Below are 25,649 nucleotides of genomic sequence, written 5' to 3'. Positions count from 1 at the left end.
CGGGAAGAGAATGAATATAACCGATTTTTCAATTAAGCGTCCGGCCGGCATCACCATGATCGTGCTCTTTTTCGTGGTTCTCGGCATTTACAGTTTCAACCGAATCGGTGTTGAACTGCTACCGGCCATGAATACCCCCTACGTGACGGTCCAAGTGTCCTACGCGGGCGCCGGAGCCGAAGAAGTGGAGAAGCAGGTCCTGGAGCCGTTAGAAGATGCCGTATCTTCCGTGTCCAAACTGAAAAAAATCTCCTCCACAGCCAACCAGGGGAACGGCTTCATCGTCTTAGAGTTTGACATGACAGCCAATGCCGATCAAGCGGCCCTCGATGTAACCAAAAAAGTGGACTCCGTCAAAGGCCGTCTCCCCGACGGTGCTGACGACCCCATCGTGGTCAAAAGAGATATCAACGCCCAGCCCATTATGAGCCTTGGTGTCACCAGCGAAGGAATGTCTAAGGTAGAAACCTATCACTTGGCTGATGACGTGATTCGCGACCGGTTGCAGCGGGTCAATGGGGTGGCCGATGTAAGCATCTTCGGTGGGCGACAGAAGGAGATTGCTGTCGAGATAGATCCGCAAAAACTCTATAGCTATAACGTATCGCTCAACTCCGTCGTCAATAAGATCAAGTCTGAAAACGCCAACAGCCCCGCCGGGAAACTCTATCGAGATAAAGATTATGATTTGCGCATCCTCGGTGAATACCACAGCGTGAACGAGATCGAAAATCTAGGAATCGCTACGGCAGACGGTGCCATCATTCCGCTCAAGACCGTCGCGACTGTAAAAGAGCAGGTCAAAGAAGTTAAAAACATGACCCGCTTGAACGGTGATGAATCTGTCGGTATTGAGATTCAAAAGCAAAGTGATGCCAGTGTGGCCGATGTCGGTGATGCATTAAAAGTAGAGCTGGAAAAAATCCGTAAGGATTTACCGGGCGTCAACATCTTTATCGCGAATGATGCCTCCGACTATGTCCATAAAGCCTTAAACAATACGCAGATGAGTATCTTCGAAGGGATCTTGACCACCTCTGTAGCGCTCCTCTTCTTCTTGAAAGAGTGGAGGTCCATGGGGACGGTCTTACTCGCTATCCCCACATCGCTCATCGCCACCATTTTTGTCATGTACATGGCCAATTTCTCCTTCAACATGATGTCCTTAATGGGGATGGCCCTCTGTATAGGTATTCTGGTGGACGACTCCATTGTGGTTTTGGAAAACATCCACCGGCACTTGACGATGGGAAAAGATGCCGAAACAGCGGCCCGGGAAGGGCGGATGGAGATCGGTATGGCCGCTATCGCCATCACCCTTTGTGACGTCGTCGTCTTTCTGCCTATCGCCTTCATGCAAGGTATGGTGGGCCAATTCTTCCGTCAGTTCGGACTAACTATCGTTTTTGCCACGCTTTTTTCCCTCTTTGTCTCCTTCACTATTACACCGATGCTGTCGTCGAGACTCTTCAAGCGGGGATACCAGGAGAGCCATCACCCTTTCTGGCAGCGAGTCGATCGGTTCGGCTTGGCCTTTAAGGGACGTTACGAAAAAATCCTGGATTGGTCCTTACGAAACAAGAAAAAAGTGTTGGCTGGCGCCCTGGTCATTTTTCTAGCCTCAATCAGCCTCATCCCTCTGAAATTAGTGGGTGCAGAATTCTTACCGAATAACGACGAAGGCAGTTTTACCGTATCGATAGAATTACCTATCGGCACCCCCTTTGAGGAAACGGATAAGGCGATTGCGAAAGCAGAAGCTTATCTGCGAACGATCCCAGAAGCGACCATGGTCCAATCCCGCTTCAGCGCAAACTCCGGTTCCGTCCAGGTAATGCTGCAGAATAAAAAAGAAAGAAAGCGGACAGTCTGGCAAATCGGTGACGAAGTGCGCCAGTGGACCCGGAAGAATTACGCCCCCGGTGTAGCACGAGTCAATGAGACGAGCTCTTCCATCGCTGGTATGCCCGGCGGAGGGCGCGGCCCCGGAGGCGGCGGCGGAAACGTATCAATCGAAATTTTAGGCTCCGATAATGACAAGTTGATGCAGATCTCCGATGCCGTCATGGCGATCCTGAAAGACACTACGGGATCAAAAGACGTCAACAGCAGCTGGCGGGTAGGACAACCGGAAATTGAGACTGTGATCAACCGGGAACGCGTCAAATATTACGGTGCCTCGATCAGCGATATTTCCAGAGCTTTGCAGACCGGTATCAGCGGCAGCACGGCGGGAACCTTTACCGAGAAGGGTGACGATATCGACATCAATGTCCGTTTTAAAGACGGCGACAAAATGGATATTCAGAAACTCAAAAACGTTCCCGTCACTGTGGGGAGCCAGAATATCCCTCTCGGCAACCTGGTAGACTTCAAAGAAGGCACAGGTCCACTGACGATCCGTCGCGTCGATAAACAGCGCAGTATTACGATCACCTGCAATTTGACGGATCGTCCCTTACAAGACTTTGTCAGTGAAGTACAAGGCAAAATCAAGGCGCAAAATTTTGATCCGGCCTATACGGTTCGTTTTGCCGGTTCGGCCCAGAGCATGAACGACACCTTTAGCCAGATGATCAGTGCCTTGGGATTATCTCTCATCTTGGTCTATATGGTGCTGGTCGTATTGTATGAATCGTTCCTTACGCCCTTCATCCGGATGTTCTCTCTGCCCTTAGGCTTTGTCGGCGCCTTAGTCGCCCTAGCGCTGACGAAAAACAGCCTCAACCTCTTCTCGATGATGGGGATTATCATGATGGACGGCTTGGTCGCCAAAAACGGTACCTTGCTGCTCGATTACTCACTCACCTTGGTTACTCGTGGATTACCCCCCCAAGAAGCGGTCATCGAAGCGGCCAAAACAAGGCTACGCCCCATCATCATGACCACGCTGACGATGGTCATCGGTATGCTGCCGACAGCCTTAGCGGTTGCCGAAGGCGCCGAGAACCGGGTGGGTATGGCCTGGGTCCTCATCGGCGGTCTGCTCAGTTCGACCTTCTTCACTTTGGTGATCATCCCGATCATCTTCATCTATTTGTACAACTGGAAAGAACGATTGGGCAACCGGCAGTGGCGCCTTCCCTGGAGCAAAGGAAAGAAGGAAGCCGCAGCAACAAAAGTCTAATCTCCCCTTATAGTAAAAATGAGAAAAGACCAGTCGAAGCGACAAGACTTCACTGGTCTCTTTTTCTTCATAAAAGAGCCTATTAGCCCTATGGATCTCAGTGTTTTTTCGGAACGAAGGTTTCGCAAGCGGTATCATCAGAGATACTGGTCATGTGGTCTTTTACACGGGAGCGGACCTCAATGGTGGAAGCTTGACAAATCTCGCTCTTGTTGTAATGGCATTCTTCGACTCTGCACTTGATTTGAGACATGGGGTCACCTCCTCTCAGTGCTATCGTTCCCAGATTAAATTCGCAGAATGCAACCATCGGCGATTTAGATATTGTTGAAGGAACTCCTTAAGAGGAGAACCACTATTACATCGAGAAAAAGTATTACTCAAATAGTGATTGGAAAAACTCATAGCAAAATTCCATTGGGGAAAAGAGGGAGGAAGAAAAGTTGAACTTATCAGGAAACACCGTAGTGATTACAGGCGGGGCATCGGGCATCGGACTTGCATTGGCGGAGAGATTTATCCACGCGGGAAATCAGGTAATCATTTGCGGCCGTCGCGAAGAAAAACTGGCCGAGGCAAAAGCGAAATTTCCGGAACTTCATACGCGGGTATGCGACCTCTCCGAAGAAAGGGAACGTGAGGCCTTATACCAGTGGGTGAGGGAGAATTTTCCGCAAACGAACCTGTTGATTAACAATGCCGGGATCCAGCAGCGTGTGAGTCTTCTTGAACCGAACCGGGATTGGACTTACTACCAGCAGGAAATCAAGATTAATCTCGAAGCCCCGATTCATTTATCGATGCTTTTCATGCCTCTTTTATCGGCGAATAAAAATGCGACAATCATAAATATATCCTCCGGATTGGCCTTCACACCGGGAGCCTTTGCCCCGATCTACAGTGCAACCAAAGCAGCGTTACATTCCTTTAGCATGAGTCTTCGGCATCAAGTCTCGAAGAGCAATATCGAAGTGATCGAAGTCGCTCCTCCTGCAGTCAATACAGACTTGGGTGGACCGGGGCTGCATACCTTTGGGGTACCCCTGGACGAATTTGCCGATGCCGTATTTCAGGGACTTCGGAATGGAAATCAAGAAATCGGCTATGGTACGTCAGAAAAGGCGCTTCGCATGTCCAGGGACGAGATCGATAAGGCATTTCACCAGATGAACAACCGGAGATAGCCTTACAGCTTTTATGAGCGAGCATCCCTTTTCAGGCTCTCCACTGCGAATCTCTTTATAAAAGTGCACTAAAAATGTGCTTAAAGTATGTGATTAGAGCCAGAAGTTCGTAAAAAAGGCCCGGTGTAAACCGGGTCTTTTTTCATTCCTTTGTTATGGCATAACTTTTTCATCACGTCGCAGATAAATATGGAACAAGGACTCACCAATTGCGACTAGGACTGCTAATGACAGAAGGGAAAAGGTAGTTGTGTAAAAGTCTCTCAAGAGGAAAGTCAGACTGTAGGCCGTAATAGCTGCAAGCAAACCGTCTCCGATCGAAGCGATGAGATTTCCCATGCGAGGTAGAACCATCAGATCGCCGATCAGATAGTTTAAACCCGTAGCTAAGACACTAAAGAGGATAACTCTTCCCCATGAATTACCGGCTAGAAACCCCAATGTAATTCCAGAAGCGATCAAAGTCATCAAGAACTTCATCCCGAGAGCCATACTGGTCCGGTTCAACAGAATACACCTCCGATTCAAGTTTCTCTATTTCCCTTGACGCTTATTCTAAAAAATATAAGAAAAACTTTTTGGTCAGTACTTCGTAAAATGATCTTGATGAGAGGAGGGCTTTTATTGCATTACTCGATTGTAAAAGAAGGGTATTTTGACGATAAGAATTCTCAAGTATGGGAAAGTCAGGTGAAAAGAGAGATTTTAACCGTAGATTCTGAAGCCAAGATGAGTCGCACATTTTTAGCGAGTGATCATGTGAAAATTTACTTCTCTTCAGGAAAAACATTAGAAGACTTTCAACAGAGACTTAGCAAATTAGGGACCTGTAATCGTATTTAAGAAGCATTGGCTAACAAATAAAAAAAGAACCGCAGGATATAGTACCAGCGGTCGATGAGACTATTAATTCTTATGGTTATTTTATTTTTAGGAGGTTCGTGAACCCTATGTAGAATTTAACCATAAAGTTGGTTAATATAGGGCAGCGGCTGTTGCCGTATGTAGCTAAAGTGTGCTTTTCGTAGTGCTTGTTGAGAATTTTCCGAGCATAGGACGATCAAGTTATTTTCTGTATATAGACCGCAACGAATGTAATCGTTTCGGGTTCTTCGTACATCTAATTCCATATCGCTGAAGTCAATGATTTTAAATCCTTGCGACTCTCCCGGTACGCGAACCATTAACCAAAACATAACATGTGTAGACAGAATTCTCGCTCCCTTCCGGTTGTTTTCTGTAAATTTATACGAATATGCTAGCAGAAAAATTAAATACTTTTAGTTAAAAACAAGTAAAATCTGTGTAAATGTGAAAAAGTTATGAAAAAAGAAGCCGCAATTCTATCCGGCAGAAATGTATCCCTTTTCCTACGAAAAACTATGATAAACAGAGATATGGTAAGATTGGAAGGCAAAAACTTCGTTGGTGACCAACCAGGTCTGTGTACCGATGAATTTCTAATGAATCCTGCTTTTGCATAATGATTCATACAGGTCTATACTTCATCTCAATTAAATATTGTAAGCCGAGTTTCGACGTTGTCGAAAGCGGGGGAACCGTTTCTTTGGGGCTAATCTCTCTGGCGAAGAGAGAGGGATGATCTCACCGTCCTGCCCGTCAGCTAACCTCGTAGGCTGTTGAGACTGGGGAAGGTTATTTCCATTAATAACCTTCATGAAGGCAGCCTCTACATTGGTCTGTCTTTTTTATTTTTGGTAAAACTACCACCACTATGTACTTGGTCGGGAGGAAGCCTCAAGTGGTTCAGCGATCAATCAAGAGGTTACTATTCGGTAAACCTTTACACAACCGCGAATTGTCCCATGAAAAGTTACCGAACTGGAAGGCATTACCTATCTTTTCCTCTGATGCGCTTTCGTCGATTGCTTACGGACCGGAGCAAGTGATCCTCGCCTTAACGGCAGCGAGTGCCCTTGCCTACGGTTTTGTTCCCTATGTATCGTTGGGAATCCTGCTTTTGTTGGCTGTTGTAACCTTGTCCTATGTTCAAGTGGCCCGTGCAAACCCCGGCGGCGGAGGTTCCTATTCGGTGGCCAGGGGGAATCTAGGGGAACTTCCGGCCCTAATCGCTGCAGGTTCTCTCGTCGCTGACTATTGTTTAACCGTCGCCGTTTCTATTTCATCTGGTACCGATGCACTAGTGTCCGCCTTTCCTCAATTGAATCCCATCCGACTGGGTATCGATTTGTTTGTACTTTTTGGCATTCTGATGGTCATCAACTTGCGAGGCGTTCGCGAGTCGGCAAATGCTTTCGTCTATCCCACGTACGCCTTTATCTTTGGGATCGCTGCGCTGATCGCAACAGGCATCTATCAGACGCTTACAGGAATTCAACCAGTCCTGCCTGCGGCGTCCCTGGAAAAGCAGTGGACCGCTGGAATGATCTTCGTCCTGTTGAGGGCTTTCTCCAACGGTTGTAGTTCCATGACCGGTATCGAAGCGATTTCCAATGGTGTGCCGAACTTCAATGAACCTTCGGCAGAAAATGCCCGAATCACGACCTATTCGATGTCCCTCGTACTTGGAACTATGTTCGCAGGAATCTCCTTTCTGATGATGCATTTTCACATCTTGCCGATGGAAAACGTGACAGGTTTATCACAGATCGCCGAAGCTACCCTCGGAAGAAATTGGGCCTACTATTACATCCAATTCACTACGATGATCATTCTTTACCTGGCAGCCAATACGGCCTATAATGGGCTTCCACCTTTGTTGTCCATTCTAGCGACAGACGGCTATATGCCGAGATATCTCTCGGCAAGGGGGGACAGACTGGCTTTTACAAACGGGATCCTATTCCTTACTTTCGCCGCTGCCTTCCTGATCGTTGTCTATCATGGAAATACGGAACACTTGATCTCGCTCTATGCCATCGGTGTTTTTCTCTCCTTTACCATCGCTCAAACAGGGATGGTCATTCACTGGAGAAAAGAAGGCGGTGCTGGAGCAAAAAGCAGGGCATTTGTAAACGGGATCGGTGCGGTGATCACCGGGATCGTCGTTGTCGTTATCGTGATTTCCAAGTTCGTTCATGGGGCTTGGATGATACTCGTCTTTATTCCGGCGGCCATATTCGTGTTCAAAAAGGTTAAAACCCATTATCTTGCCGTGAGCGACCAACTGGGTGTGAACTGGAATGAAGTGGGTCAACCTGGACCGGAACGGAAACATATCGTCATTGTACCGATCGCAGGCGTCAACAGGGTGGTTCAAAATACGATCGATTACGCAAAGGTTCTGGGAGGAGAGGTGCACGCCGTCTATATCTCTACCGACCCGGAGCAAACCGGTAAAGTTCTAGAACGATGGAATCGTTGGAAGCCGAGCATTGATTTGAAGATCATTGAGTCTCCCTATCGAACGATCATCGCTCCGCTCGTCAGTTATATCGATCGGATTGATAAAAAGAATAGCCCTGACGATTTTATCACCGTATTAATTCCTGAGTTCGAGACCAAAAAGTGGTGGCACCGCTTGCTTCACAACCAGACAGGGTGGATGTTGAGAACGATCCTGCTGCTTTACCGGGATGTAGTCGTCACGGTGGTACCTTTTAAGCTGGTCAAATAATCATCAAAAAAGCGCGTGACCCCAAAAAGCCAGGGTCTACGCGCTTTTTTGATTTATTTTTGAAACAATCTCTCCTTAAATTCTTCCGTAGATAGTCCGCGCTCAGAGGAAAGTTCTTTTAATGATTTCGCATCGTTCGTATCGACGGGCAAGGTCAGACGCGCTTTTACTTCACTGACAGGTATGTTCATCGCTTCGGATACTTGTTTTAAGGTCATCCATCCTCGGATATCTTCGGTGACGGTGGCTGTCGTGGGGATGTTTTGCCTTGTGGCCCAGAGATTTAGAGACATTGCTCCGCCAATGACAGAGAGGAAGATGAACAAAACGGTTAAGCCGTACTGTATCTTACCGAATCGCATATAATACCTCCTTTCATCAGTGACGATGGTTTGTGGAATGAGGTATAGGAGGTGAGGGGGCCTTTCCTGCCTCTAAAATCAAAGCCTCTGGTTTCGGACAATTTTCCATACATTGAAGACAGCGAATACAGTCTCCGCCAGTATTTTCGGCATGAGCCACGTCGATACCCATAGGACAGGATTTGTTACAAACATTACAACCGATGCAGTGAGAGGATTGTCTTTTTAACTGTATGAAACTTCGTGGACTGAGCAGGGAGAACAATGCGCCTAACGGGCATAGGTATTTGCAAAAGAATCTTTCGATAAAAATGGATAGGAGCGATAACAGAACGAGTATGACGAAACCGGGAGATAATTCAAACTCGAATCCAAAGAACGCTTTGAAGGGATCGTGGAACTCAAACCATAGTTTATTGGTGGATATGGTCATGTAAAGGATGAGGGCTAAGATGACGAAGCGTAGATATCGTAGAGGCTTATCGACGTGTATTGGCAGAGTGAATTGTTTTCCGAAGAGCCTTTTCCCGATAGCGCTTATCCATTCTTGCAAGGCGCCAAATGGGCAAATCCAACCGCAAAAACTTGCTCCTGTGAGTAGCGTTACCAATACAGCAGCCGTGAACAGCACCAAGTTAGAAAGGTTCGTTTTTTGTAGAAACTGCCCTTTCGTTACGTAACTCCACACTGTTTCGACTCCGCCGAAAACACAATAGCTATCGAGGGGAGGACTTCCCTGCGGTCCCCCTCCGACGATTTGGTGACGGATACCGAAATACTCCATCAACATGACGAATCCGATGAGTGATGCATTTCTAAGTAATGAGATTCGTCGCGTTGGGTGGAAGATGCTATGCTTATTCATAACACCGCCTCCTTCAAAAACTGGCTATCGTCCTGCATCTAGGGTAACTCAACGAAGTGACGATCTGATGACGGTCACGTTACAGTTATGTGACAGTTAAAGAAAGCGATTTTTCAAGGACAAGAGATCCGAAGAACCATAGCGAAACATAAAACCCTCTAACCTTTCGTAAAGGCAGAGGGTTCAATAGGAAACTATGAAGCAGCCATTGATTCTAATCATGGATTTTCCGGTTGAATTCGTTGGTATCATTCTTCACGTCTACATAGAGGGTCCCGTCAGTTTGTAAGCTGGCATAAAATACATCTTCAACCTGGTTTATCCCTTTTTCACGCAGTCGTTTGTACAGCCAGGAAAAACTCAGGTTATTTTGACGAAGGTTTTGTTCCAGGACATCTCCGTCTTTAATAATTTCGGAAGCTAGGCCCATATAGGATGTTGGCTTTCGTAAATCTTTCATGGTAACCGACTGGTATTGTGACTTTTTTAATACGCTTAGATGACCGTGCGGTTCTAGAATGGCAAACTCGACTTCAGTCAGGTTAAAGACTCCCTTTTCGCGAAGTTGCATCTCTAAGTCATTGAGGTTGTATCTTACCTTTGCCATATTTTCTTCTAAAATCTTTCCGTTTTGTATGATTACGACCGGGTTTCCTTCCAGAATTTTTCTCATACGTAGACTCTTGAGGGTCAACTTATCGGTGGCTATCGTAAAAATGATGATCAAAATAGGGGCTAATAATACCCACCAACCGTGCAACTCACGAGAAATAAACTGAGCCGAAATAGCGCCGATGACGATTGACGTTGCAAAGTCAAAATAGGTCATCTGGGAAAGCATTTTTTTGCCTGCAATCCTTGTTAATAGCATCAGAAAGAGAAATATAACTATAGAACGAATCAATACAAACGAGAATGTTCCCATGTTTTTTACCTCCTCAGAGTAATAGTTTGTTGTATGCGTGATCAATTTATTCAAAGCTTACTTACTCTGGGAGAGAAGCTGACAAAGAAAAGAGCGTGAGCCCCAAAGGGCCCACGCCTTTTTCGCATTTATTGAATTAATAAGCACCAAAGCCGAGTCCAAAACCAGTGCCGAGGATGGCGATGATGATGATCAAGATGGCCAAAGCGACAATGCTATTGCCGATATAGCCACCTCCGGTTGTTACGCATGCCCCCATGTTTTCTGCCTCCTTTCATGAACAACAGGAATTACTCACATTAATGGAGATTACCGAAATTAACAGGGATTACCGACGTAGCCAATACCGATAATCGCAGGGTAAAATGCGCCAATGATGATAAGCGCGATCACAAGACCGACTACAGTTGGGAACCCCACATAACCCCCAGCAACAGCAGCACCCATAGTACTTCCTCCTTTCAAACTTGACTGGGATTTACCTACAATCCCAATTTATGGCTAATGACTTCAAATGGTTACAATTCATATCCGTTAAGAAAACATCACCTAGCAGCTTAATCAGGTCCCGATTACCGAGATAGATGGCAGAATGGGTCAAGTTATTTCCGGCATACCTATAGGTTAAGATTTTTAGGGAGGGATTTGTTCCATGGTTAAGGAATGCCAAAGTTCTATCAAGCCACAGGACGTTCCAGTATGCTTACATCCGATCGTTCAACCGGCTTACGTAAATCAAATGCCTGCTTTGTGTACACCGATACATACGGTTCCGGTGGTGCCACAACCGAATCAATATGTAACCATAATCGAACCCGTTTTTATCGATCATATCAGCCGGCATAGCGGTGAACAGATGGTTGTGATGACGACAGCGGGTAAAGTAGAAGGGGTGTTGACCGGTGTGGCAACCGATCATATTCAACTGAATATCGGAAACGATAGAGCCATCCACCTTCGGATCGATCAGATCGTGTATTTTGAAGGTCTCCCCATTTCATATCGCCCCTAAAAAAATTAGCGTGATCCAAGATTATGGATCACGCTAATTTCGTTTATGAATTAGTGTAATTAGGAAGTAACAGACTAAAGCTAACCAATGAATACCTTATTACACGGCCCCTTCTGTGGCTCGCATGGCTGTTTGATACTCTAAATATTCGTCAAAGGTCATCAGTTTATCGACAAGCCCGTCCGGTGTAATCTCGATGATCCGGTTGGCAACGGTTTGGGTGAATTGATGGTCCTGAGAGACAAAGAGAAGAGTGCCGTCAAAGCTCATCAGACCGTTGTTCAGCGCGGTGATGGATTCGAGGTCTAAGTGGTTCGTCGGTTCGTCCATGAGCAGGACGTTGGCGCCGCTGAGCATCATCCGGGAAAGCATGCAGCGGACCTTCTCACCACCGGAGAGGACAGAAGCTTTTTTCAGAGATTCTTCACCGGAGAAAAGCATCCGGCCGAGGAAGCCCCGGACAAATCCTTCTTCCTGGTCTTTGGAGAACTGGCGAAGCCAGTCGATGAGGTTGAGGTCGCAGTTTTCAAAGTAAGCCGAGTTGTCTTTCGGGAAGTAGGCTTGGGAAGTGGTGATTCCCCATTTGAACTCACCGCTGTCCGCTTCCATTTCACCCATGAGGATTTGGAAGAGGGTCGTCTTGGCGAGACCGTTGGGGCCAACGAGGGCGATTTTATCGCCTTTGTTGACGGTGAAGGAGATGTTATTCAGGACCTTTTCCCCGTCAATGGTTTTGCACAGATCGGTCACTGTAAGCAGGTCGTTACCGGCTTCCCGATCAGACTTGAAGACAATATAGGGGAATTTACGGTTCGAGGGTTTGATATCGTCAACAGTGATTTTGTCGAGGAGTTTTTTCCGGGAAGTGGCCTGGCGAGATTTAGAAGCGTTCGCACTGAAGCGGCGGATGAACTGCTCCAGTTCTTTGATTTTTTCTTCCTTCTTCTTGTTGGCGTTCCGGGCCAACTGCAATGCTAACTGGCTGGATTCATACCAGAAATCATAGTTACCCATGTAGAGTTGGATTTTGCCGAAGTCGATGTCGGCGATCTGGGTACAGACCTGATTCAAGAAGTGCCGATCGTGAGAGACGACGATGACGGTACCTTTAAAGTCAGCCAGGAAGTTTTCTAGCCATGAGATGGAATCCAAGTCCAGGTGGTTCGTCGGTTCGTCGAGCAGAAGGATATGGGGGTTGCCAAAGAGGGCCTGGGCGAGCAGGACTCGCAGTTTGGCGTTGGCTTCCAGTTCCTTCATGGTTTTATAGTGCAGCTCGTTGGGGATGCCAAGGCCGGTCAGCAAACCAGCCGCTTCCGATTCAGCGTCCCAGCCGTTGAGTTCGGCGAACTCGCCTTCCAGTTCGGCGACACGCATGCCGTCTTCTTCGGAAAAATCGGGCTTAGCGTAGATGGCGTCCTTTTCCTCCATGACCTGATAGAGGCGGCTGTGACCCATGATGACGGTCTTGATGACTTCAAACTCATCGAACTCAAAATGGTTCTGTTTCAGCACGGCCATGCGCTCGCCGGGAGTGATGACGACCTCGCCGCTGCTCGGTTCGATTTCGCCGGAGAGGATTTTCAGAAAGGTCGATTTGCCGGCACCGTTGGCGCCGATGAGGCCGTAGCAGTTTCCGGGCGTAAACTTGATGTTTACATCTTCAAATAAGGCCCGTTTGCCAAACCGAAGGGTCAGATTCTGGGTTGCGATCAATTGAAATACCTACTTTCCTTTACTTCTTGTCTTACCTACTATCCTATATTCGCTTCTCGTCGCAGATTGACGATTCACAAAAACTCCCCAGGCCTGAAGCCTGGGGAGTGGAAGTGACTATAGCCCAGATGGTGCGAAACCATCAAGAGTCGCACAATATATAGTATAACCCAAAAAAGATAACCTGCAAAGGGTAGATGTATCTGTGACATCGCTATTTCACGATTTGTTCGTTTGCGACGATTTCCAAGATGTCTTGGCGACGTAGGGGACGTTTGAGGATTTGGCTTTTTAGACGAACCTTTTGGATCAAGTGATCCAACATTGTTGGATCCATCTCAAGATTGAGCGTTTGTATGACCTGTACGAGTGATTTTTTCCCGCTGTATTTGCCTAAGGCGATGCGATGCTTGCGGTTGATATACTCGGGAGGCAGGCCTTCGTAGTTTCCTTTATCCTTGCGTAAGCCATCGACATGGATGGCGGAAGCATGGGTGAAAGCATAGCGGCCGACGACCGGTTTCGCCAGCGGAATCGGTCGTCGGGTGATCCGGCTTACCAGTTGGCAAAGGCTCTGCAGTTTTGTCATCTGAATATGAGTATCGGCGTTGCAGCATTGCCGCAACGCCACGGCTACTTCTTCCAATGGTGCGTTCCCGGCTCGTTCTCCAAGACCACAGACGGTGACGCTGGCGGCTTTTGCACCGGCTTGGATCGCCGCAACCGTATTGGCAGTCGCCATGCCTAAATCATTGTGGGCGTGAATTTCCAAGGGGATCGTTAACGATGTGGCCAAGCGGTCAAAGAGCGTAAAGGTTCGGATGGGGTCAAGGACACCGAGCGTATCGGAAACACGCAGACGGTTGGCTTTGAGACGTTGGGCTTCTAAGCCTAAGCGGATGAGAAAGTCTGTATCGGCCCGGCTGGCATCTTCCAAGCCAATGCATACATAAAGACCTTCTTGCTTGGCCCGGTACAGGCATTTTCCCAACGTCTCAAGGACCCACTCGCGGCTTTGTTGAAGCTTCCGCCGAATCTGTTGATCGGAAGAGGGAACGGAGATGGCTACCGCTCGGACCCCAGTCTTCAAACTTGCTTCCAGATCATCGATCACCGCTCGGTTCCAAGTGGTCAAGCGAACAGGGAGGTTCAAAGCGACGAGGCGGGCGATGGTCGCTTGTTCGTCTTCGCCCATGGCCGGAACCCCCGCCTCGATCTCATGAACTCCCGCTTCCACCAGCGCACGGGCGATTGATTCTTTTTCTTCCGGCGAGAAGGCGGCACCGGGGGATTGCTCCCCGTCCCGCAAAGTTGTATCCATCATCCATACCCGTTGGCCCATGGCTATGCCTCCTACTCCTATATGATGCCGATGGCGTCAGCTCGGCATTGGCGACAGTGAGACAGTTGCGGCAAAATCGCTTCTGCCTGCCGCCGGTAGGTGTGCATTTCCTCTGGAGTCGGCGGTTGGACGTCAGCGAAAATTCCCTGGTTGATCAACGGCATCAGGTTGAGAATAGAGGCTCCTCGAGCTCTAACTTCCCAAGCCAGTTCTTCCAGGTGTTTGTCGTTCAGTCCTGGGATGACGACGGTGTTGACCTTGACGGTCATACCTGCTTGTGCAGCCAATTCAATACCAAGCAACTGCTGTTCTAAGAGGATCTGGGCGCCCATTTCTCCGGTCAGCTTTCGGCCCTGCCAGCGAACATACCTGTAGATCTGGGCTCCAACAGCCGGATCCAAGGTATTTAAGGTAACCGTCACATGGGATACACCGCAGCGGAGCAAGTCGGACAACCGCTCAGGCAACAGCAACCCGTTCGAGCTGATGCAGCGGATGAGATGGGGATGATGCTCTTGGATGAGTTCCAATGTGGTATAGGTCGCTGGATTAGCTAGAGGCTCTCCAGGGCCGGCGATGCCGATGACTTGCAGGTAAGGACCGATGTCTGAGGCCAAGGCTTGTTCTACGCGCCAGAGGGCCTGTTCGGGAGTGATCACTCGGCTGGTAACGCCAGGCCGTGACTCATTGGCACAATCGAATTTACGCACACAATAACCACAGGCGATGTTACATCCAGGAGCGACAGGCAGATGAATCCTTCCTGATTTTCCGTGGCCATGAGGTGAAAAACAGGGGTGCTTGGATACGTCTTTCGTTGAATTTCCTCCGCAAGAACCAGTGCAACCCATGTTGCCACCTCCTCATTTTTATGACATATTTTCAAAGCTTTTTAACGTAATTTTTTAATTCTCAATAACTACATATTTGAAGCTGTATCGTTCTTACGTAAATCTGCTATGTTCTTCTTTGATACTTGTTTTGTGAATGAATTTTGTACGGGCTGATTATCGTCGCAGGTATTAGAGCTTCTTCGGTTCTAAGGAGATACAGCGCTTGGCGCAAGTGCGGGAACAAGCTTGGCAGCCGATACAGCGATCTTTATTGGCGATCTCAGCGACCATCCGCAGCATATCGTCTTCATCTTCAAACTCAGCCAGTCCGAGAACTTGTTGAGCGCAAACTTTGATGCAACGTCCACAACCCATGCATTTCGCGGGATCGATGGAATGAATAAACTGAGGTGTCCATTCTTGTCCTCCAAAAGTTAAACCAGTTACGAATGCCATATTATTTTCCTCCTAATTATTTTTTTCTTGTTGTAACCGTTTCCGCAGCCAAGGCGGGGGGGAACCGGCCAGCAGAGTTTGCAACCGATTCAGTTCGTCTTCGATGGGCGTTCCTTCAGAGACTTTCAAGGGATGAATATTCGATTGGACCAACCGGGCTGCCGCCGGTCCACCGATGGCGGTACAGTAGACGACGGCACAATCGGAAATGATCTGCAGGCGGCCTTCAATCTTGTCTTCATCGGGAGTGAACTCTTTGGGGCAGTACACCGTTCCTTTGGCGTGAATTTCTTCGGCTGTGACATCATAAACGGAAAAGGCACTGGCGAGCCCGAAGTGAGCATCGACAAATTTCTGACTTTCTGTGGCAAAGGCAACGAGCATGGGGACACCTCCTCGAAATACTAGCAGAACCGTTATCGCCCCCAAAAAGGCGATTAGATGTTCAGGGAAAGGGACCGATTTATTCGGCTATATTTTTGGTTATATATATTTAATGAAGGAATTCGGATTAAGTCCTTATCCCGCCATGGCGTTTAAGCAATCATATAAGAACTGCTGTGTACCGCGATAGCCGATCCATACTTTTTGGGACATCCCGGCCCGGTCAAAGACCGGCAGCCCGGCTCGCAGATGAGGGATTTTTAGAGGAAGCGCTGCTTGACGAGCATTGGAGTTTGCGATGATCAGATGACTACCAGGGGCTCGCTCTTCCAGGTGCTCCAGATCGCCCACTTCAACAGTGTATTGAGATGAGAAGGTGAAGTTGGGGAGGACGTTTTCATGGAGTGCCGTCGCCGCTAGGGCTACTTGAATGACTGCTCCGACTTCGACGAGGCAGTTGGCTAAAGAGATGAGCAGGTCTGATTCTAAGGCGATAGCGATTCGTTTTTGGCCGAGTTGGTCATGATAATCGGCCAAAGTATCTAACAGGCGACTCCGCTGCCGGAGCAACCGCTCCGGAATGGGCCGGCCTGAGAGTTGGCAAAGTTTAAGGTAGAAGGTATCCACCGCTTCGAGACCGGTCAGAGAAGGTACGGCGATATGGGGTACACTGTGCCGCTTTTGCAAGGATTCTCCGACGACGGCCATGCTGGGCCCAAAAGAGAAGGAGGCGATGCACCCGGGAATTCGCCGGATATCTTCCAGCGTAATGCCCCCTTGAACCACCGGTGCCGGTTCTAGCTCAAAATGGCCGTCAAGAGATGTGGAGATGTCGGGAAGGACTAAGGGCGTCAACCCAAACAGAGAAACTGTGTCTTTGAGTTCCTCCACATCGGCCGGAGTAAAATGGGCTCCGGGGAACAAGGCTACCGTATTTGACTCCCTAGGAGAGGGGTCAACCGTAAGCGTATCCAACAAGGCGAGAACCGTGCGCTGGTACCCTTCTTGCAGGGAACCGATGTAGTCGGGGGTTTTAGCCAACACGACCGGTTTTTCGATCAAATCGGGCCGCTCCTGACGCAAGCTGGCCAAGGCGCTGACCATGTCGTCGCCGAAGGTTTCCGTTAAGCCGGAACTCATGACACCGATGATGCGTGGCTGAAATTTATCAGCCGCTTTGGCGATACCTTTTTTCAAGTGTTCCCAGCCTCCGAAGATGGCTGTATCTTCGAGAAGGGCTGTCGAGTTTAAGGGAATGGGCTCCTTGAAGTGTCGCGAGAGCTGTAAACGGATAAAGGTGGAGCAACCTTGTGATCCGTGCAAAAGGGCTAAGAGACCATCGACGCCCATGTAGGCGATGGTGGCACCTAAGGCAGGGCTGTTTTTCTGAGGGTTGCCGGTGTAGCTGCGAGGTTCAGCTACCGGACCAGTCATCGTTGAATGACCGTTGGTGCTGCCATATAGGTTGATTGCGTTACTCATTGACCGTCACCTCCGGCGGAAAAGCTACCCTCATTTTTTCCCAGACGGGGCTGAATACAGTACGGGCAACGGCGTTGGCAAAGGTGATCATCCCGGCGTAGCCGGCATAGGGAAGGCTGCGTCCGTGGTTGATATCCAGAAAAGGAGTCCGAGTCTTATGGGCCAGGTACTTCGTTTTGCCTCCGGCCACGATGAGGTCGGGGCTTTTTTCTTTGATCAGGGTTAGAAATCCGGCGGCACTGGTATCTTCGATGATATGAGCCGTCGGGTCCATCAAGGCTTTCATCCGCAAGAAGTCATCCGGTGTGGAGTTCTGCGTACCACCAGCCAGTACGTCGATCCCTAATTCCCGCAGGGTCGTGACCATGGACCAGGTTTTCACGCCACCCGTGAAGAGGACGGCTCTCTTGCCGCTGAGTTGCGCCTTAAGGGGCTCGATGACGGCTCGCGTTTCCGCTTCCTTCTGGAGAATATGGGCTTCCGTCCGTTCGATCAGGCCGGCGTCTCCGAAAGCTTTGGCGATGGCTCGGAGTGTAGCACTTGTATCGTGGATGCCATAGAAGGATCCTTCGATGTATGGAATTCCATATTTTTGTTCCATCTGTTTGACCAGGTTGGTCAAGCTCTTCGAGCAAACCAGCACATTCAGTTTGGCTCGGTGTGCCGTACGGATGTCATCAAAACGAGCATCGCCGCTGATGCACGCTTGCAGCTTAATACCGATAGCCTCTAAGGAGGGCTGGATCCCCCACAAGTCGCCGGCGATGTTGTATTCACCGATGAAGTTGATGGCGAAAGGGTGGACTGTTTCTGGTTCAGCCGTGCCGATGATCTGGCGGAAGAGGACTTCGCCGGCGACACGGTTGCCGATGTTTTTATCGCCCATAAAACCAGGAGCGTTTACCGGGATGACCGGGACTGAGACGTCTTTTTGCGCTTCCTTACAGGCCGTTTCCAGATCGTCTCCGATTAAAGCCGAGACACAGGTGGCATAGACGAATACCGCTTTGGGCTGGTGTTTCCGGGCCACATCGATGATGGCTTGAATGAGTTTCTTCTCTCCACCGTAGACGACATCCATTTCCATCAGGTCTGTCGTCAATCCGCGGCGATAGAGTTGGGGTCCCGAAGACTTGGCGCCCCGGTTGTCCCAGGAGTTCCCCGCGCAAGCGATGGGACCATGGACAACGTGGGCGGCATCGGTCACCGGCATGAGGACGACTCTTGCGCCGTCGAATGCACAGGAACGCTCAGCACCTTCACCGGGCAGAGCTTTCATACACAGTTTCGGCGCCCCTTTATCAGTAAGGGGACATGTTTCTTTTAAGTCCAGTTTGGTAAGATTGACAAACACCGGTGACACCTCCTATATCACTGTTCCTCGGTTGTTTTTAGGTACCCCGGTGGCGGGCCGGTGGCGAATCCGCCACCGGAGCCGAATCCAACCTGGAGCATTAAAAGGTTTAGCGCAGCAGTTCGAAGAATCTGTCGGGGCAGGTCCGATCGGTCTGTTCCATGAAGGTGTTCGCGATCATGGTGACCAAGTTGATGGCGCCTTCGTAGCCAACGATGGGGCTGCGGTGCATATTCACGCGGTCGACAATCGGGAAGCCGATGCGAACGAGGGGGATGTTGGCATCTTTCGCATCGAACTTGCCGTGGGAATCACCCAGCAGCATGTCGACAGGTTCCGTCATCAGCAGGGAGCGCAGGTGCCAGAGGTCGCGACCAGTGTGTACGGTAGCTTCTTTGCCGAAGGGACTGCCGTCGAGGACCTTTTGCAGTTCTTTCCGGAAAGCTTCCGTACCGTTGGTGCAGACGATGTGTACGGGGATACCGCCCATTTCGAGCAGGAAGCCCGTCAGACCTAAGAGCAGGTCCGGGTCGCCAAACATGGCAAATCGTTTGCCGTGGATGTACTGGTGAGCGTCGGTAGCCGAGTCAACAGCGCGACCACGTTCTTTTTCCAGTTCAGCCGGGATGGGTTTGCCGGTCATTTCAGACAGCGCCATCAGGAAGTTGTCTGTATTCTTGATACCGATCGGCATGGTGACCATTTCGGTGTTGATTTTTTGGACGTTTTTGACGAATTTGTAAGTACCGGAAGTGGAGAACTTCTGGGTGAAGATGAAGCCCGAAGCATTGAGCGCATCGGCCAGTTCCGCCATAGTGGTCCCTTTCGGGTACATGTTGTATTCGCCCGTATGCGGTGCATCCATGGCTTCTTCGGCGTCAGGCAGTACGGTCAAGGGGATGCCCATCGCATGGACAAGCTTCTTGTATTCCCGAAGGTTACCGGGATAGGTGTCAAAGCCAGGAACCAGGTACAGGCGACCATTGGTCCATTTGCCATGACGAGTGTCGGCGAGGGATTGCAGCAGGGCTTTCAGCATGTTATCAAAGCCGGTGATGTGGGAGCCTACGAAGGACGGCGTTTGGGCAAAGGCGATGGGGAAGTCTTTCGGAATCGACTCGGCAGCACGAGCGTTATTGATAAAGGCGTTCAAGTCATCACCGATAACTTCGGCCATACAGGTGGTGAACACAGCCATCATGGAAGGTTTGTAGACTTGGTAGGCGTTTTTCAGACCTTCGATCAGGTTGTTCTGACCGCCGAAGACGGCTGAGTCTTCCGTCATGGAGTCCGATACGGTGGGAATCGGTTCACGGAAGTGACGGTTCAAGGTGTTGCGGAAATAGGCGGCGCAGCCTTGGGAACCGTGTACGAAGGGCAGGCAGCCTTCGATGCCGAGGGCGCAAAGGAGCGCTCCGAGGGGTTGACAAGCTTTGGCAGGGTTAATGGAGAGCGCTTTGCGGGCAAAGTTTTTCTCCTTGTATTCGACAGAGTTCAGGTATTCAACGGCTGCTTTTGTCGACGTGCAGGCACAGGTTGTGTTCTCGCTCATTAGCGCACCTCCTTCACGGTTTCTTTCTTCCAGGGAGCCTTCGCTAGGCCCCAGGTCGGGCTGCTCAGTGCGATATCCATGTCACGGGCGAAGATGGGGAAGCCGTCATAAGCGTGGTAGGGGCCGGAGTAATCCCAGGAGTGCATCTGACGGAAGGGATAGCCCATCTTTTCGAAGACATATTTTTCTTTGACACCGGATCCGATCAGGTCGGGTTTCATCCGGTTGACGAACTCTTCCAGTTCGTAAGCGGTGACATCGTCATAGATGACGGTGTTATCGCCCATCATCGGCATGGTGCGATCATAGTCGTCTTTATGAGCGAACTCGTAACCGGTACCGACGACTTCCATACCCAGGTCTTCGTAAGCGCCGATGACGTGGCGGGGACGGAGACCACCGACATAGAGCATGACTTTTTTGCCTTCGAGACGGGGGCGATATTTGTCGATGACGGCCTGCATCATCGGTTCATACTTAGCGATAACCGCTTCGCCTTTTTCTTTGATGTAGTCATCAAAATGGGCAGCGATCGCGCGAATGGATTGTTTAATCTTGGTGGGGCCAAAGAAGTTGAATTCCATATGGGGGATGCCATATGTTTCTTCCATGTGCTTACAGATGTAGTTCATACTGCGATAACAGTGAATCAGGTTCAATTTGACTTGGTGGGCCGTCTGCAGCATTTCGATGGTGGAGTCACCCGTCCAGACGTTCCGAACACGGAGGCCCATCTCTTCGAGAATCTTGATGGAGGCCCAGGCGTCACCACCGATGTTGTAGTCGCCGATGAGGGACACATCATAGGGGCCGACTTCTTCTTCTCGCTCTTTTTTACCGAGCAGGTGGTCGCGAACAGCATCGTTGGCGATGTGGTGGCCTAAGGACTGGCTGATACCGCGGAAACCTTCGCAGCGGACAGGAACGATAGGCAGATCCAGTTCCTTGCTCATCTTTTTAGAGACGCTCTCAATGTCATCACCGATGAGGCCGACGGGACACTCGGACATGACGGAGATCCCTTTGACGGTGGGGAACAGTTCTTTGACTTCCCGGCAGATTTGCTCCAGTTTCTTGTCGCCGCCGTAAACGATGTCGTTTTCAGAGAAGTCAGAGGTAAACTGGAAAGGCACGAAGTTGTTGACACCCAGTTCCCCTTCTGCCAGGTTACGGCGGTTACCCCAGGAGTAGTAGCCGCAACCGACAGGGCCGTGGGAGATGTGGACCATATCTTTGACAGGGCCGAAGACGACACCCTTGGCGCCGGCGTAGGCGCAACCGCGGGCGGTCATCAGACCCGGAACGGTTTTGGAGTTCGATTTGACGGAGCAGGAGGCGCAGCCTTCTGTTTTAACGGTGATGTGCTTGGCGCGCATCTTTTTCGCACGATCGGGGTATGCCGACAGGACTTCATCCACCATCTCTGGTGTGGCTGGGGTATATTTCGGCGTTTCTTGCTCAGCCATGAAAGCTACACCTCTTTCTATCTAAAGAATTGATGTACGATGAGACCGATAGGGGAGAGAGAAGGGGCGATTAGCCCAGTTTGGCCATCGCCGTTTCTTCGTCTTCCAGGATGCCGTAGGAGATGAGGAGGTCTTCCAGTTCGTCCATGGAAAGCGGTGTGGGAACAACGAGCATTTTGTTCTCGTCGATTTTCTTGGCCAGAGCGCGATATTCGTCGGCTTGGGGATGTTCGGGAGAGTATTCGATAACGGTCATGCGGCGCAGCTCGGCCCGTTGCACTTGGTTGTCACGGGGCAGGAAGTGAATCATTTGCGTGCCCAGACGGCTGGCCAACTCGGCAATCAGTTCGTATTCCTTGTCGGTTTTACGGCTGTTACAGATGAGGCCGCCGAGGCGAACTTTACCGGTAGCAGCGTATTTAAGGATACCGCGGGCGATGTTGTTGGCAGCGTACATGGCCATCATTTCACCGGAGGTCACGATGTAGATTTCTTGGGCTTTGTTTTCGCGGATAGGCATGGCGAAACCGCCGCAGACAACGTCACCGAGAACGTCGTAGAACACATAGTCCAGGTCAGGGGTGTAAGCGCCGTTTTCTTCGAGGAAGTTGATGGCGGTGATAACACCGCGGCCGGCACAGCCTACACCAGGTTCGGGACCGCCGGACTCGGCACAGCGGATGTCGGCGAAACCGGTGAGGAGAACGTCTTCCAGTTCGAGGTCTTCCACAGTACCTTTTTCACGGGCCAGGTCCATAACCGTCGCTTGGGCTTTGGAGTGAAGAATCAAACGAGTAGAGTCGGCTTTGGGGTCACAACCGACGATCATGATTTTTTTACCCATCTCGGCGAGGGCGGAGACGGTGTTTTGGGTGGTCGTAGATTTACCGATACCACCTTTTCCGTAAATGGCTATCTGACGCATTGGGGAATTCCTCCTTTTGTTGTGGGCCTTAGCTTACCGCTTGAGCGCCCCGTTCTTCTGTCCGAACACGAACGACTTCTTCCATGGGACAGACAAATATTTTTCCATCGCCGATGTGGCCCGTTTTGTTGGCCAGCATGATGGCATCAACAGCGCTGGAGACTTGGTCATCTTGGACGATGATGGTGATCATCCGTTTGGGGATCCATTTGATTTCGGGTTCAATATTTTGCAAGGCGTTTCCAAACTTGTTCATTTCCGGGTCCACTTCAGCGGCCCATCCGCCAATCCCCTTTTGCTTCCCACGGCCTTCGACGCTTTGGATGGTCATGGCCGGGAAGCCGGCTTCTTCAAGGGCCTTTTTGGTAGCCGGCAGCTGATGCCGGCGAATGAACGCCACGATTTCCTTCATGATTTATAACCCCCTTGCCCCCGTACGTACGGTGTAGGCTTCTTCAACCGGGGTAACGAAGATTTTGCCGTCGCCCATGGAACCGGTTTTGCCGGCTTCAACGATGATTTGAACGGCTTTTTCCACGCTTTCGTCTTCGACGACCATCAGAAGCATCGTTTTCGGGAACTCATCGTACACCACATCGCCGATGCGCATTCCTTTGGTTTTGCCGCGGCCAAAGACGTGCATTTTGGTCAAAGAGAACAGATTTTCTTGCGCTAATGCTTCAGCGATAACTTCCGCCCGTTCCGGCCGGATAATGGCGCGGATCATTTTCATGGATAAACGCCTCCCTCAATTTTCTTAAGATTGTGATAACAAGGTACATATAGGTATAAACGATTTGCTGGGCATCACCTCCTTAGCGACTGCAGCCCCAGGGAAACAAAAAGAGTCCTTGGTTTTTAGGTGCCAAGGGCTCTCTATCTCACTGACTCGCTACGACCCGCTATCGGGTCGGCGCCCATAATGAAGTTTTTAGATGGGAAACCTTGTTGATAGTACGATTCTAGAGATGCATAAATCCTAACCCGACCCGGCAGTGTTCGGTGAGCGGATGGACAGAGGATTTTCCAAAGATACCTACAGCTAACCACTTTCCATCACTGATCACGCTGATTTTCAGTGCCAGGCTAGCGTTTTGTGCATAATCCAGAAATATGCCTTTTAGTGCTTCGATGGTTGCATGGATTACAGCATGGACGTTTTCAGGTTTACTCTCAATCACTTTGGCCTTGAGCGCCGCGGTAACCACCGAGTTGGTTAATTTACCGGAGGTTTGAAGCGCACCGATGGTGCCTCCAACTTCTGTAACCACACAAGGAAGATGCCAAGTCTCTCCGTAGTATTGGCGAAGGCGAAATTCGCTCTCTCGCGTTTCACTCATCGCCAACATCATCGCGGCGCGTTCCAAAGAGGGTTTGGGTCGGCTCTCGTGGATAGTTTCCTTCATTTACCTTGCCCCCTTTATTCGCGCATGAGCCCGATAAAACATAAACGCCATTCCGAAGCGGTTAACTTCAGAATGGCGTCTCTGCCATCGTTTTCTTAATCTCTGTGGCTTAAAGATACTCCCAATTGATACCTTCTGTCACCTCTGATTTTCGAGCTAAAAAGGCCGGTTTCACACGAATATAACATTCGTGCTCAAAATATCTCCTGTTATCTCCTGATTTCAGTATAAACCATGTTTTTAAATTCAAATATAATCATGAGCATCCTATTTATGAGAGGATTTGATATGCGTGGTAAGCCAACGACAGCGATTGAATATTTACTCGCGATGAAGAAGGCAGTTAATGGTGGAGAGTCATAGTCATAAGGTAACCTGCGGTAAATGCCAGCTACAGGTATTAAACAGGATTAAAAATAAATGTTCGAGCTAGATTGCTTTTCCTGTAATACTATGGGAAGATAATGTGGTGAATTTTCACTATGGAACGACGATGTTCCGTACGCATCTCATCATAAGATGTGTCGGGCATCGTTTTGTTTTTTAGGGAAAAAGTGTGAAAGTGAAAGAAGGCGATAAGAAAAAGGAGAGCGAAACATGATGACTGGAAACCATGTGAACGTGTCGGCGCTGCTTAAAAAACTGAACACCGGTACAAGTCGGATGCGCCAATCTGTGAACACGATCGATCGGATTACCAAAAAGACGAATTTGATTGCCTTGAATTCAGCGATCGAAGCAGCCCGTGCTGGTGAAGCAGGCCGTGGCTTTCGGGTGGTCGCCGAGGAGATTCGTAATCTGGCCGATCAAAGTTTTCAAGTGACCAAAGATAGTTCTGATATTATCAGTGAGATACAGTTGACGGCGATGCAAGTCATCGCCGTTCGTACTGCTGATGTCGCATTCGATACGATAGACAAAATCGATCGCAATTTGTTTGAACGCAACTGTGACGTGCAAGCCTGGGCAACTTTTAAAGAGATCATCAACTGCGTATCTGGAGAAGAACCGGACCGGCAAGCACTGGCAACACAATTGATGCGAAAGATTATTGAGATCTATGAGGTCTATCACGACCTCTATCTAGCCGACGTACAGGGGAATATGGTATCCGTAGGGAAAAATCAAGGGTTGGTCGGAAAAAATGTGTCTCAGGAAGAGTGGTTTCGGGAGACCTTACGGTCCGGTAAGGTCTATGTGACCGATCTGTACTATTCGAATACCTTACAGAAGCCGACGATCGCATACTCCTGTCCGGTACGGGAAAAAGACGGACGAATCGTCGGTATTTTCTCTACACGATTCAATTGGGATTACATCTACGATATCATTGATTCGGCTAAAGTTAGCCCCGAGGGTAAGCTCTTTGTCGTTAATAAAGCGGGAATCGTCATTGGAACTCGAGATCGCCAGGGTATTTTGGAGACCGATTTGAGCAGCATATCGGCAGTGCAAAAGGCGATCTCTGGGGAACAATATGGATATACATTAGAACGAGAAATGAATGGGAAAGTTCAAATTTATGGATATGCCCACACCAAGGGTTATAATGCTTATTCCGGTAAGAATTGGTCTGCTGTCGTCAAAGAAGTAATGGAGACTGGAAAATAATCACCGAAACCTGAGTCGTTCCGCAAAATGGAATGGAATAGAATTGAAAGTA

Annotated in this window: 26 protein-coding genes and 1 riboswitch; of the genes, 6 read left to right on the top strand and 20 right to left on the bottom strand. The window is 49.4% G+C overall.

Annotated features, from left to right (window positions below; genetic code table 11):
* The first annotated feature begins 10 nt into the window (after positions 1-10).
* Complete coding sequence (locus H1S01_RS11675; RefSeq protein ID WP_188040663.1) at positions 11-3,127, top strand: efflux RND transporter permease subunit; 3,117 nt, start codon at positions 11-13, stop codon at positions 3,125-3,127.
* A gap of 97 nt (positions 3,128-3,224) precedes the next feature.
* Here the strand turns inward: H1S01_RS11675 and H1S01_RS11670 are convergent, their stop codons facing one another.
* On the bottom strand, positions 3,225-3,380 hold the full coding sequence (locus H1S01_RS11670) for a DUF1540 domain-containing protein (RefSeq protein WP_188040662.1): 156 nt from the start codon (positions 3,378-3,380) through the stop codon (positions 3,225-3,227).
* Positions 3,381-3,570: 190 nt separating this feature from the next.
* Between H1S01_RS11670 and H1S01_RS11665 the strand changes: the two genes are divergently transcribed.
* Entirely contained in the window at positions 3,571-4,311 is a 741-nt protein-coding gene (locus tag H1S01_RS11665) for an SDR family oxidoreductase (protein ID WP_188040661.1), read from the top strand.
* 153 nt (positions 4,312-4,464) lie between these two features.
* On the opposite strand, the gene H1S01_RS11660 is transcribed toward H1S01_RS11665, so the two are convergent.
* Positions 4,465-4,818, bottom strand: coding sequence for a DUF2512 family protein (locus H1S01_RS11660; RefSeq protein WP_188040660.1), 354 nt, complete (start codon positions 4,816-4,818; stop codon positions 4,465-4,467).
* A gap of 117 nt (positions 4,819-4,935) precedes the next feature.
* On the opposite strand from H1S01_RS11660, the gene H1S01_RS11655 reads away from it, so the two are divergent.
* On the top strand, positions 4,936-5,154 hold the full coding sequence (locus H1S01_RS11655) for a hypothetical protein (protein WP_188040659.1): 219 nt from the start codon (positions 4,936-4,938) through the stop codon (positions 5,152-5,154).
* A gap of 673 nt (positions 5,155-5,827) precedes the next feature.
* Positions 5,828-5,965, top strand: a riboswitch (cyclic di-AMP (ydaO/yuaA leader).
* Positions 5,966-6,073: 108 nt separating this feature from the next.
* On the top strand, positions 6,074-7,909 hold the full coding sequence (locus tag H1S01_RS11650; RefSeq protein ID WP_341479090.1) for an APC family permease: 1,836 nt from the start codon (positions 6,074-6,076) through the stop codon (positions 7,907-7,909).
* A 53-nt stretch (positions 7,910-7,962) separates the two neighbouring features.
* Here the strand turns inward: H1S01_RS11650 and H1S01_RS11645 are convergent, their stop codons facing one another.
* The 5 genes from H1S01_RS11645 to H1S01_RS21980 form a co-directional block, all read right to left on the bottom strand.
* Entirely contained in the window at positions 7,963-8,271 is a 309-nt protein-coding gene (locus H1S01_RS11645; protein WP_188040657.1) for a hypothetical protein, read from the bottom strand.
* 16 nt (positions 8,272-8,287) lie between these two features.
* Positions 8,288-9,136, bottom strand: a complete 849-nt coding sequence (locus H1S01_RS11640) for a 4Fe-4S binding protein (RefSeq protein WP_188040656.1) — start codon at positions 9,134-9,136, stop codon at positions 8,288-8,290.
* Positions 9,137-9,350: 214 nt separating this feature from the next.
* Positions 9,351-10,061 (bottom strand): YetF domain-containing protein, encoded by a 711-nt coding sequence (locus H1S01_RS11635; protein WP_207732303.1) that lies wholly within the window; start codon positions 10,059-10,061, stop codon positions 9,351-9,353.
* 136 nt (positions 10,062-10,197) lie between these two features.
* Positions 10,198-10,320 carry a hypothetical protein gene (locus H1S01_RS21985; protein ID WP_268892124.1) on the bottom strand — a complete coding sequence of 41 codons (123 nt, stop codon included), beginning with the start codon at positions 10,318-10,320 and terminating at the stop codon, positions 10,198-10,200.
* Between the two features lie 59 nt (positions 10,321-10,379).
* Entirely contained in the window at positions 10,380-10,508 is a 129-nt protein-coding gene (locus H1S01_RS21980; RefSeq protein ID WP_279286998.1) for a hypothetical protein, read from the bottom strand.
* A gap of 205 nt (positions 10,509-10,713) precedes the next feature.
* Here H1S01_RS21980 and H1S01_RS11630 point away from each other — a divergent pair, with 205 nt between their 5' ends.
* Entirely contained in the window at positions 10,714-11,073 is a 360-nt protein-coding gene (locus H1S01_RS11630; RefSeq protein WP_188040655.1) for a DUF2642 domain-containing protein, read from the top strand.
* A 99-nt stretch (positions 11,074-11,172) separates the two neighbouring features.
* Here the strand turns inward: H1S01_RS11630 and H1S01_RS11625 are convergent, their stop codons facing one another.
* The 13 genes from H1S01_RS11625 to H1S01_RS11565 all read right to left on the bottom strand — a co-directional run bounded on the left by H1S01_RS11625 (position 11,173) and on the right by H1S01_RS11565 (position 23,986).
* Positions 11,173-12,786 (bottom strand): ABC-F family ATP-binding cassette domain-containing protein, encoded by a 1,614-nt coding sequence (locus H1S01_RS11625; RefSeq protein ID WP_188040654.1) that lies wholly within the window; start codon positions 12,784-12,786, stop codon positions 11,173-11,175.
* Between the two features lie 214 nt (positions 12,787-13,000).
* Entirely contained in the window at positions 13,001-14,128 is a 1,128-nt protein-coding gene (gene nifV, locus H1S01_RS11620) for a homocitrate synthase (RefSeq protein ID WP_188040653.1), read from the bottom strand.
* A 17-nt stretch (positions 14,129-14,145) separates the two neighbouring features.
* Complete coding sequence (locus H1S01_RS11615; protein WP_188040652.1) at positions 14,146-14,979, bottom strand: radical SAM protein; 834 nt, start codon at positions 14,977-14,979, stop codon at positions 14,146-14,148.
* 171 nt (positions 14,980-15,150) lie between these two features.
* Positions 15,151-15,417 carry a ferredoxin III, nif-specific gene (gene fdxB, locus H1S01_RS11610; RefSeq protein WP_188040651.1) on the bottom strand — a complete coding sequence of 89 codons (267 nt, stop codon included), beginning with the start codon at positions 15,415-15,417 and terminating at the stop codon, positions 15,151-15,153.
* Positions 15,418-15,429: 12 nt separating this feature from the next.
* A complete protein-coding gene (gene nifX, locus H1S01_RS11605; RefSeq protein ID WP_188040650.1) occupies positions 15,430-15,801 on the bottom strand; it encodes a nitrogen fixation protein NifX in 372 nt (123 codons plus the stop codon).
* Between the two features lie 135 nt (positions 15,802-15,936).
* Positions 15,937-17,235, bottom strand: a complete 1,299-nt coding sequence (gene nifN / locus H1S01_RS11600; RefSeq protein WP_188040708.1) for a nitrogenase iron-molybdenum cofactor biosynthesis protein NifN — start codon at positions 17,233-17,235, stop codon at positions 15,937-15,939.
* Positions 17,236-17,275: 40 nt separating this feature from the next.
* Complete coding sequence (gene nifE, locus H1S01_RS11595) at positions 17,276-18,637, bottom strand: nitrogenase iron-molybdenum cofactor biosynthesis protein NifE (RefSeq protein ID WP_188040649.1); 1,362 nt, start codon at positions 18,635-18,637, stop codon at positions 17,276-17,278.
* A gap of 109 nt (positions 18,638-18,746) precedes the next feature.
* Positions 18,747-20,189, bottom strand: a complete 1,443-nt coding sequence (gene nifK, locus H1S01_RS11590) for a nitrogenase molybdenum-iron protein subunit beta (RefSeq protein WP_188040648.1) — start codon at positions 20,187-20,189, stop codon at positions 18,747-18,749.
* Complete coding sequence (gene nifD / locus H1S01_RS11585) at positions 20,189-21,655, bottom strand: nitrogenase molybdenum-iron protein alpha chain (RefSeq protein WP_188040647.1); 1,467 nt, start codon at positions 21,653-21,655, stop codon at positions 20,189-20,191. The genes nifK and nifD overlap by 1 nt, the downstream gene beginning before the upstream one ends.
* Before the next feature lie 70 nt (positions 21,656-21,725).
* On the bottom strand, positions 21,726-22,580 hold the full coding sequence (nifH, locus tag H1S01_RS11580) for a nitrogenase iron protein (protein ID WP_155476315.1): 855 nt from the start codon (positions 22,578-22,580) through the stop codon (positions 21,726-21,728).
* A gap of 28 nt (positions 22,581-22,608) precedes the next feature.
* Positions 22,609-22,992, bottom strand: coding sequence for a P-II family nitrogen regulator (locus H1S01_RS11575; protein ID WP_188040646.1), 384 nt, complete (start codon positions 22,990-22,992; stop codon positions 22,609-22,611).
* Positions 22,993-22,995: 3 nt separating this feature from the next.
* Positions 22,996-23,313, bottom strand: a complete 318-nt coding sequence (locus H1S01_RS11570; RefSeq protein ID WP_155476313.1) for a P-II family nitrogen regulator — start codon at positions 23,311-23,313, stop codon at positions 22,996-22,998.
* A 229-nt stretch (positions 23,314-23,542) separates the two neighbouring features.
* Positions 23,543-23,986 carry a HutP family protein gene (locus H1S01_RS11565; RefSeq protein WP_188040645.1) on the bottom strand — a complete coding sequence of 148 codons (444 nt, stop codon included), beginning with the start codon at positions 23,984-23,986 and terminating at the stop codon, positions 23,543-23,545.
* A 597-nt stretch (positions 23,987-24,583) separates the two neighbouring features.
* Between H1S01_RS11565 and H1S01_RS21975 the strand changes: the two genes are divergently transcribed.
* The gene (locus H1S01_RS21975) at positions 24,584-25,597 is read left to right on the top strand and encodes a methyl-accepting chemotaxis protein (RefSeq protein ID WP_279286997.1); all 1,014 of its coding nucleotides are present in this window, start codon (positions 24,584-24,586) and stop codon (positions 25,595-25,597) included.
* Positions 25,598-25,649 lie beyond the last annotated feature (52 nt).

The organism is Heliobacterium chlorum (genome assembly GCF_014502795.1).
In the GTDB taxonomy this organism is placed as follows: Bacteria; Bacillota; Desulfitobacteriia; order Heliobacteriales; family Heliobacteriaceae; genus Heliobacterium; species Heliobacterium chlorum.
Note: the sequence above shows the minus strand (reverse complement) of the source record. Positions and strands in the feature narration are given on the sequence as shown.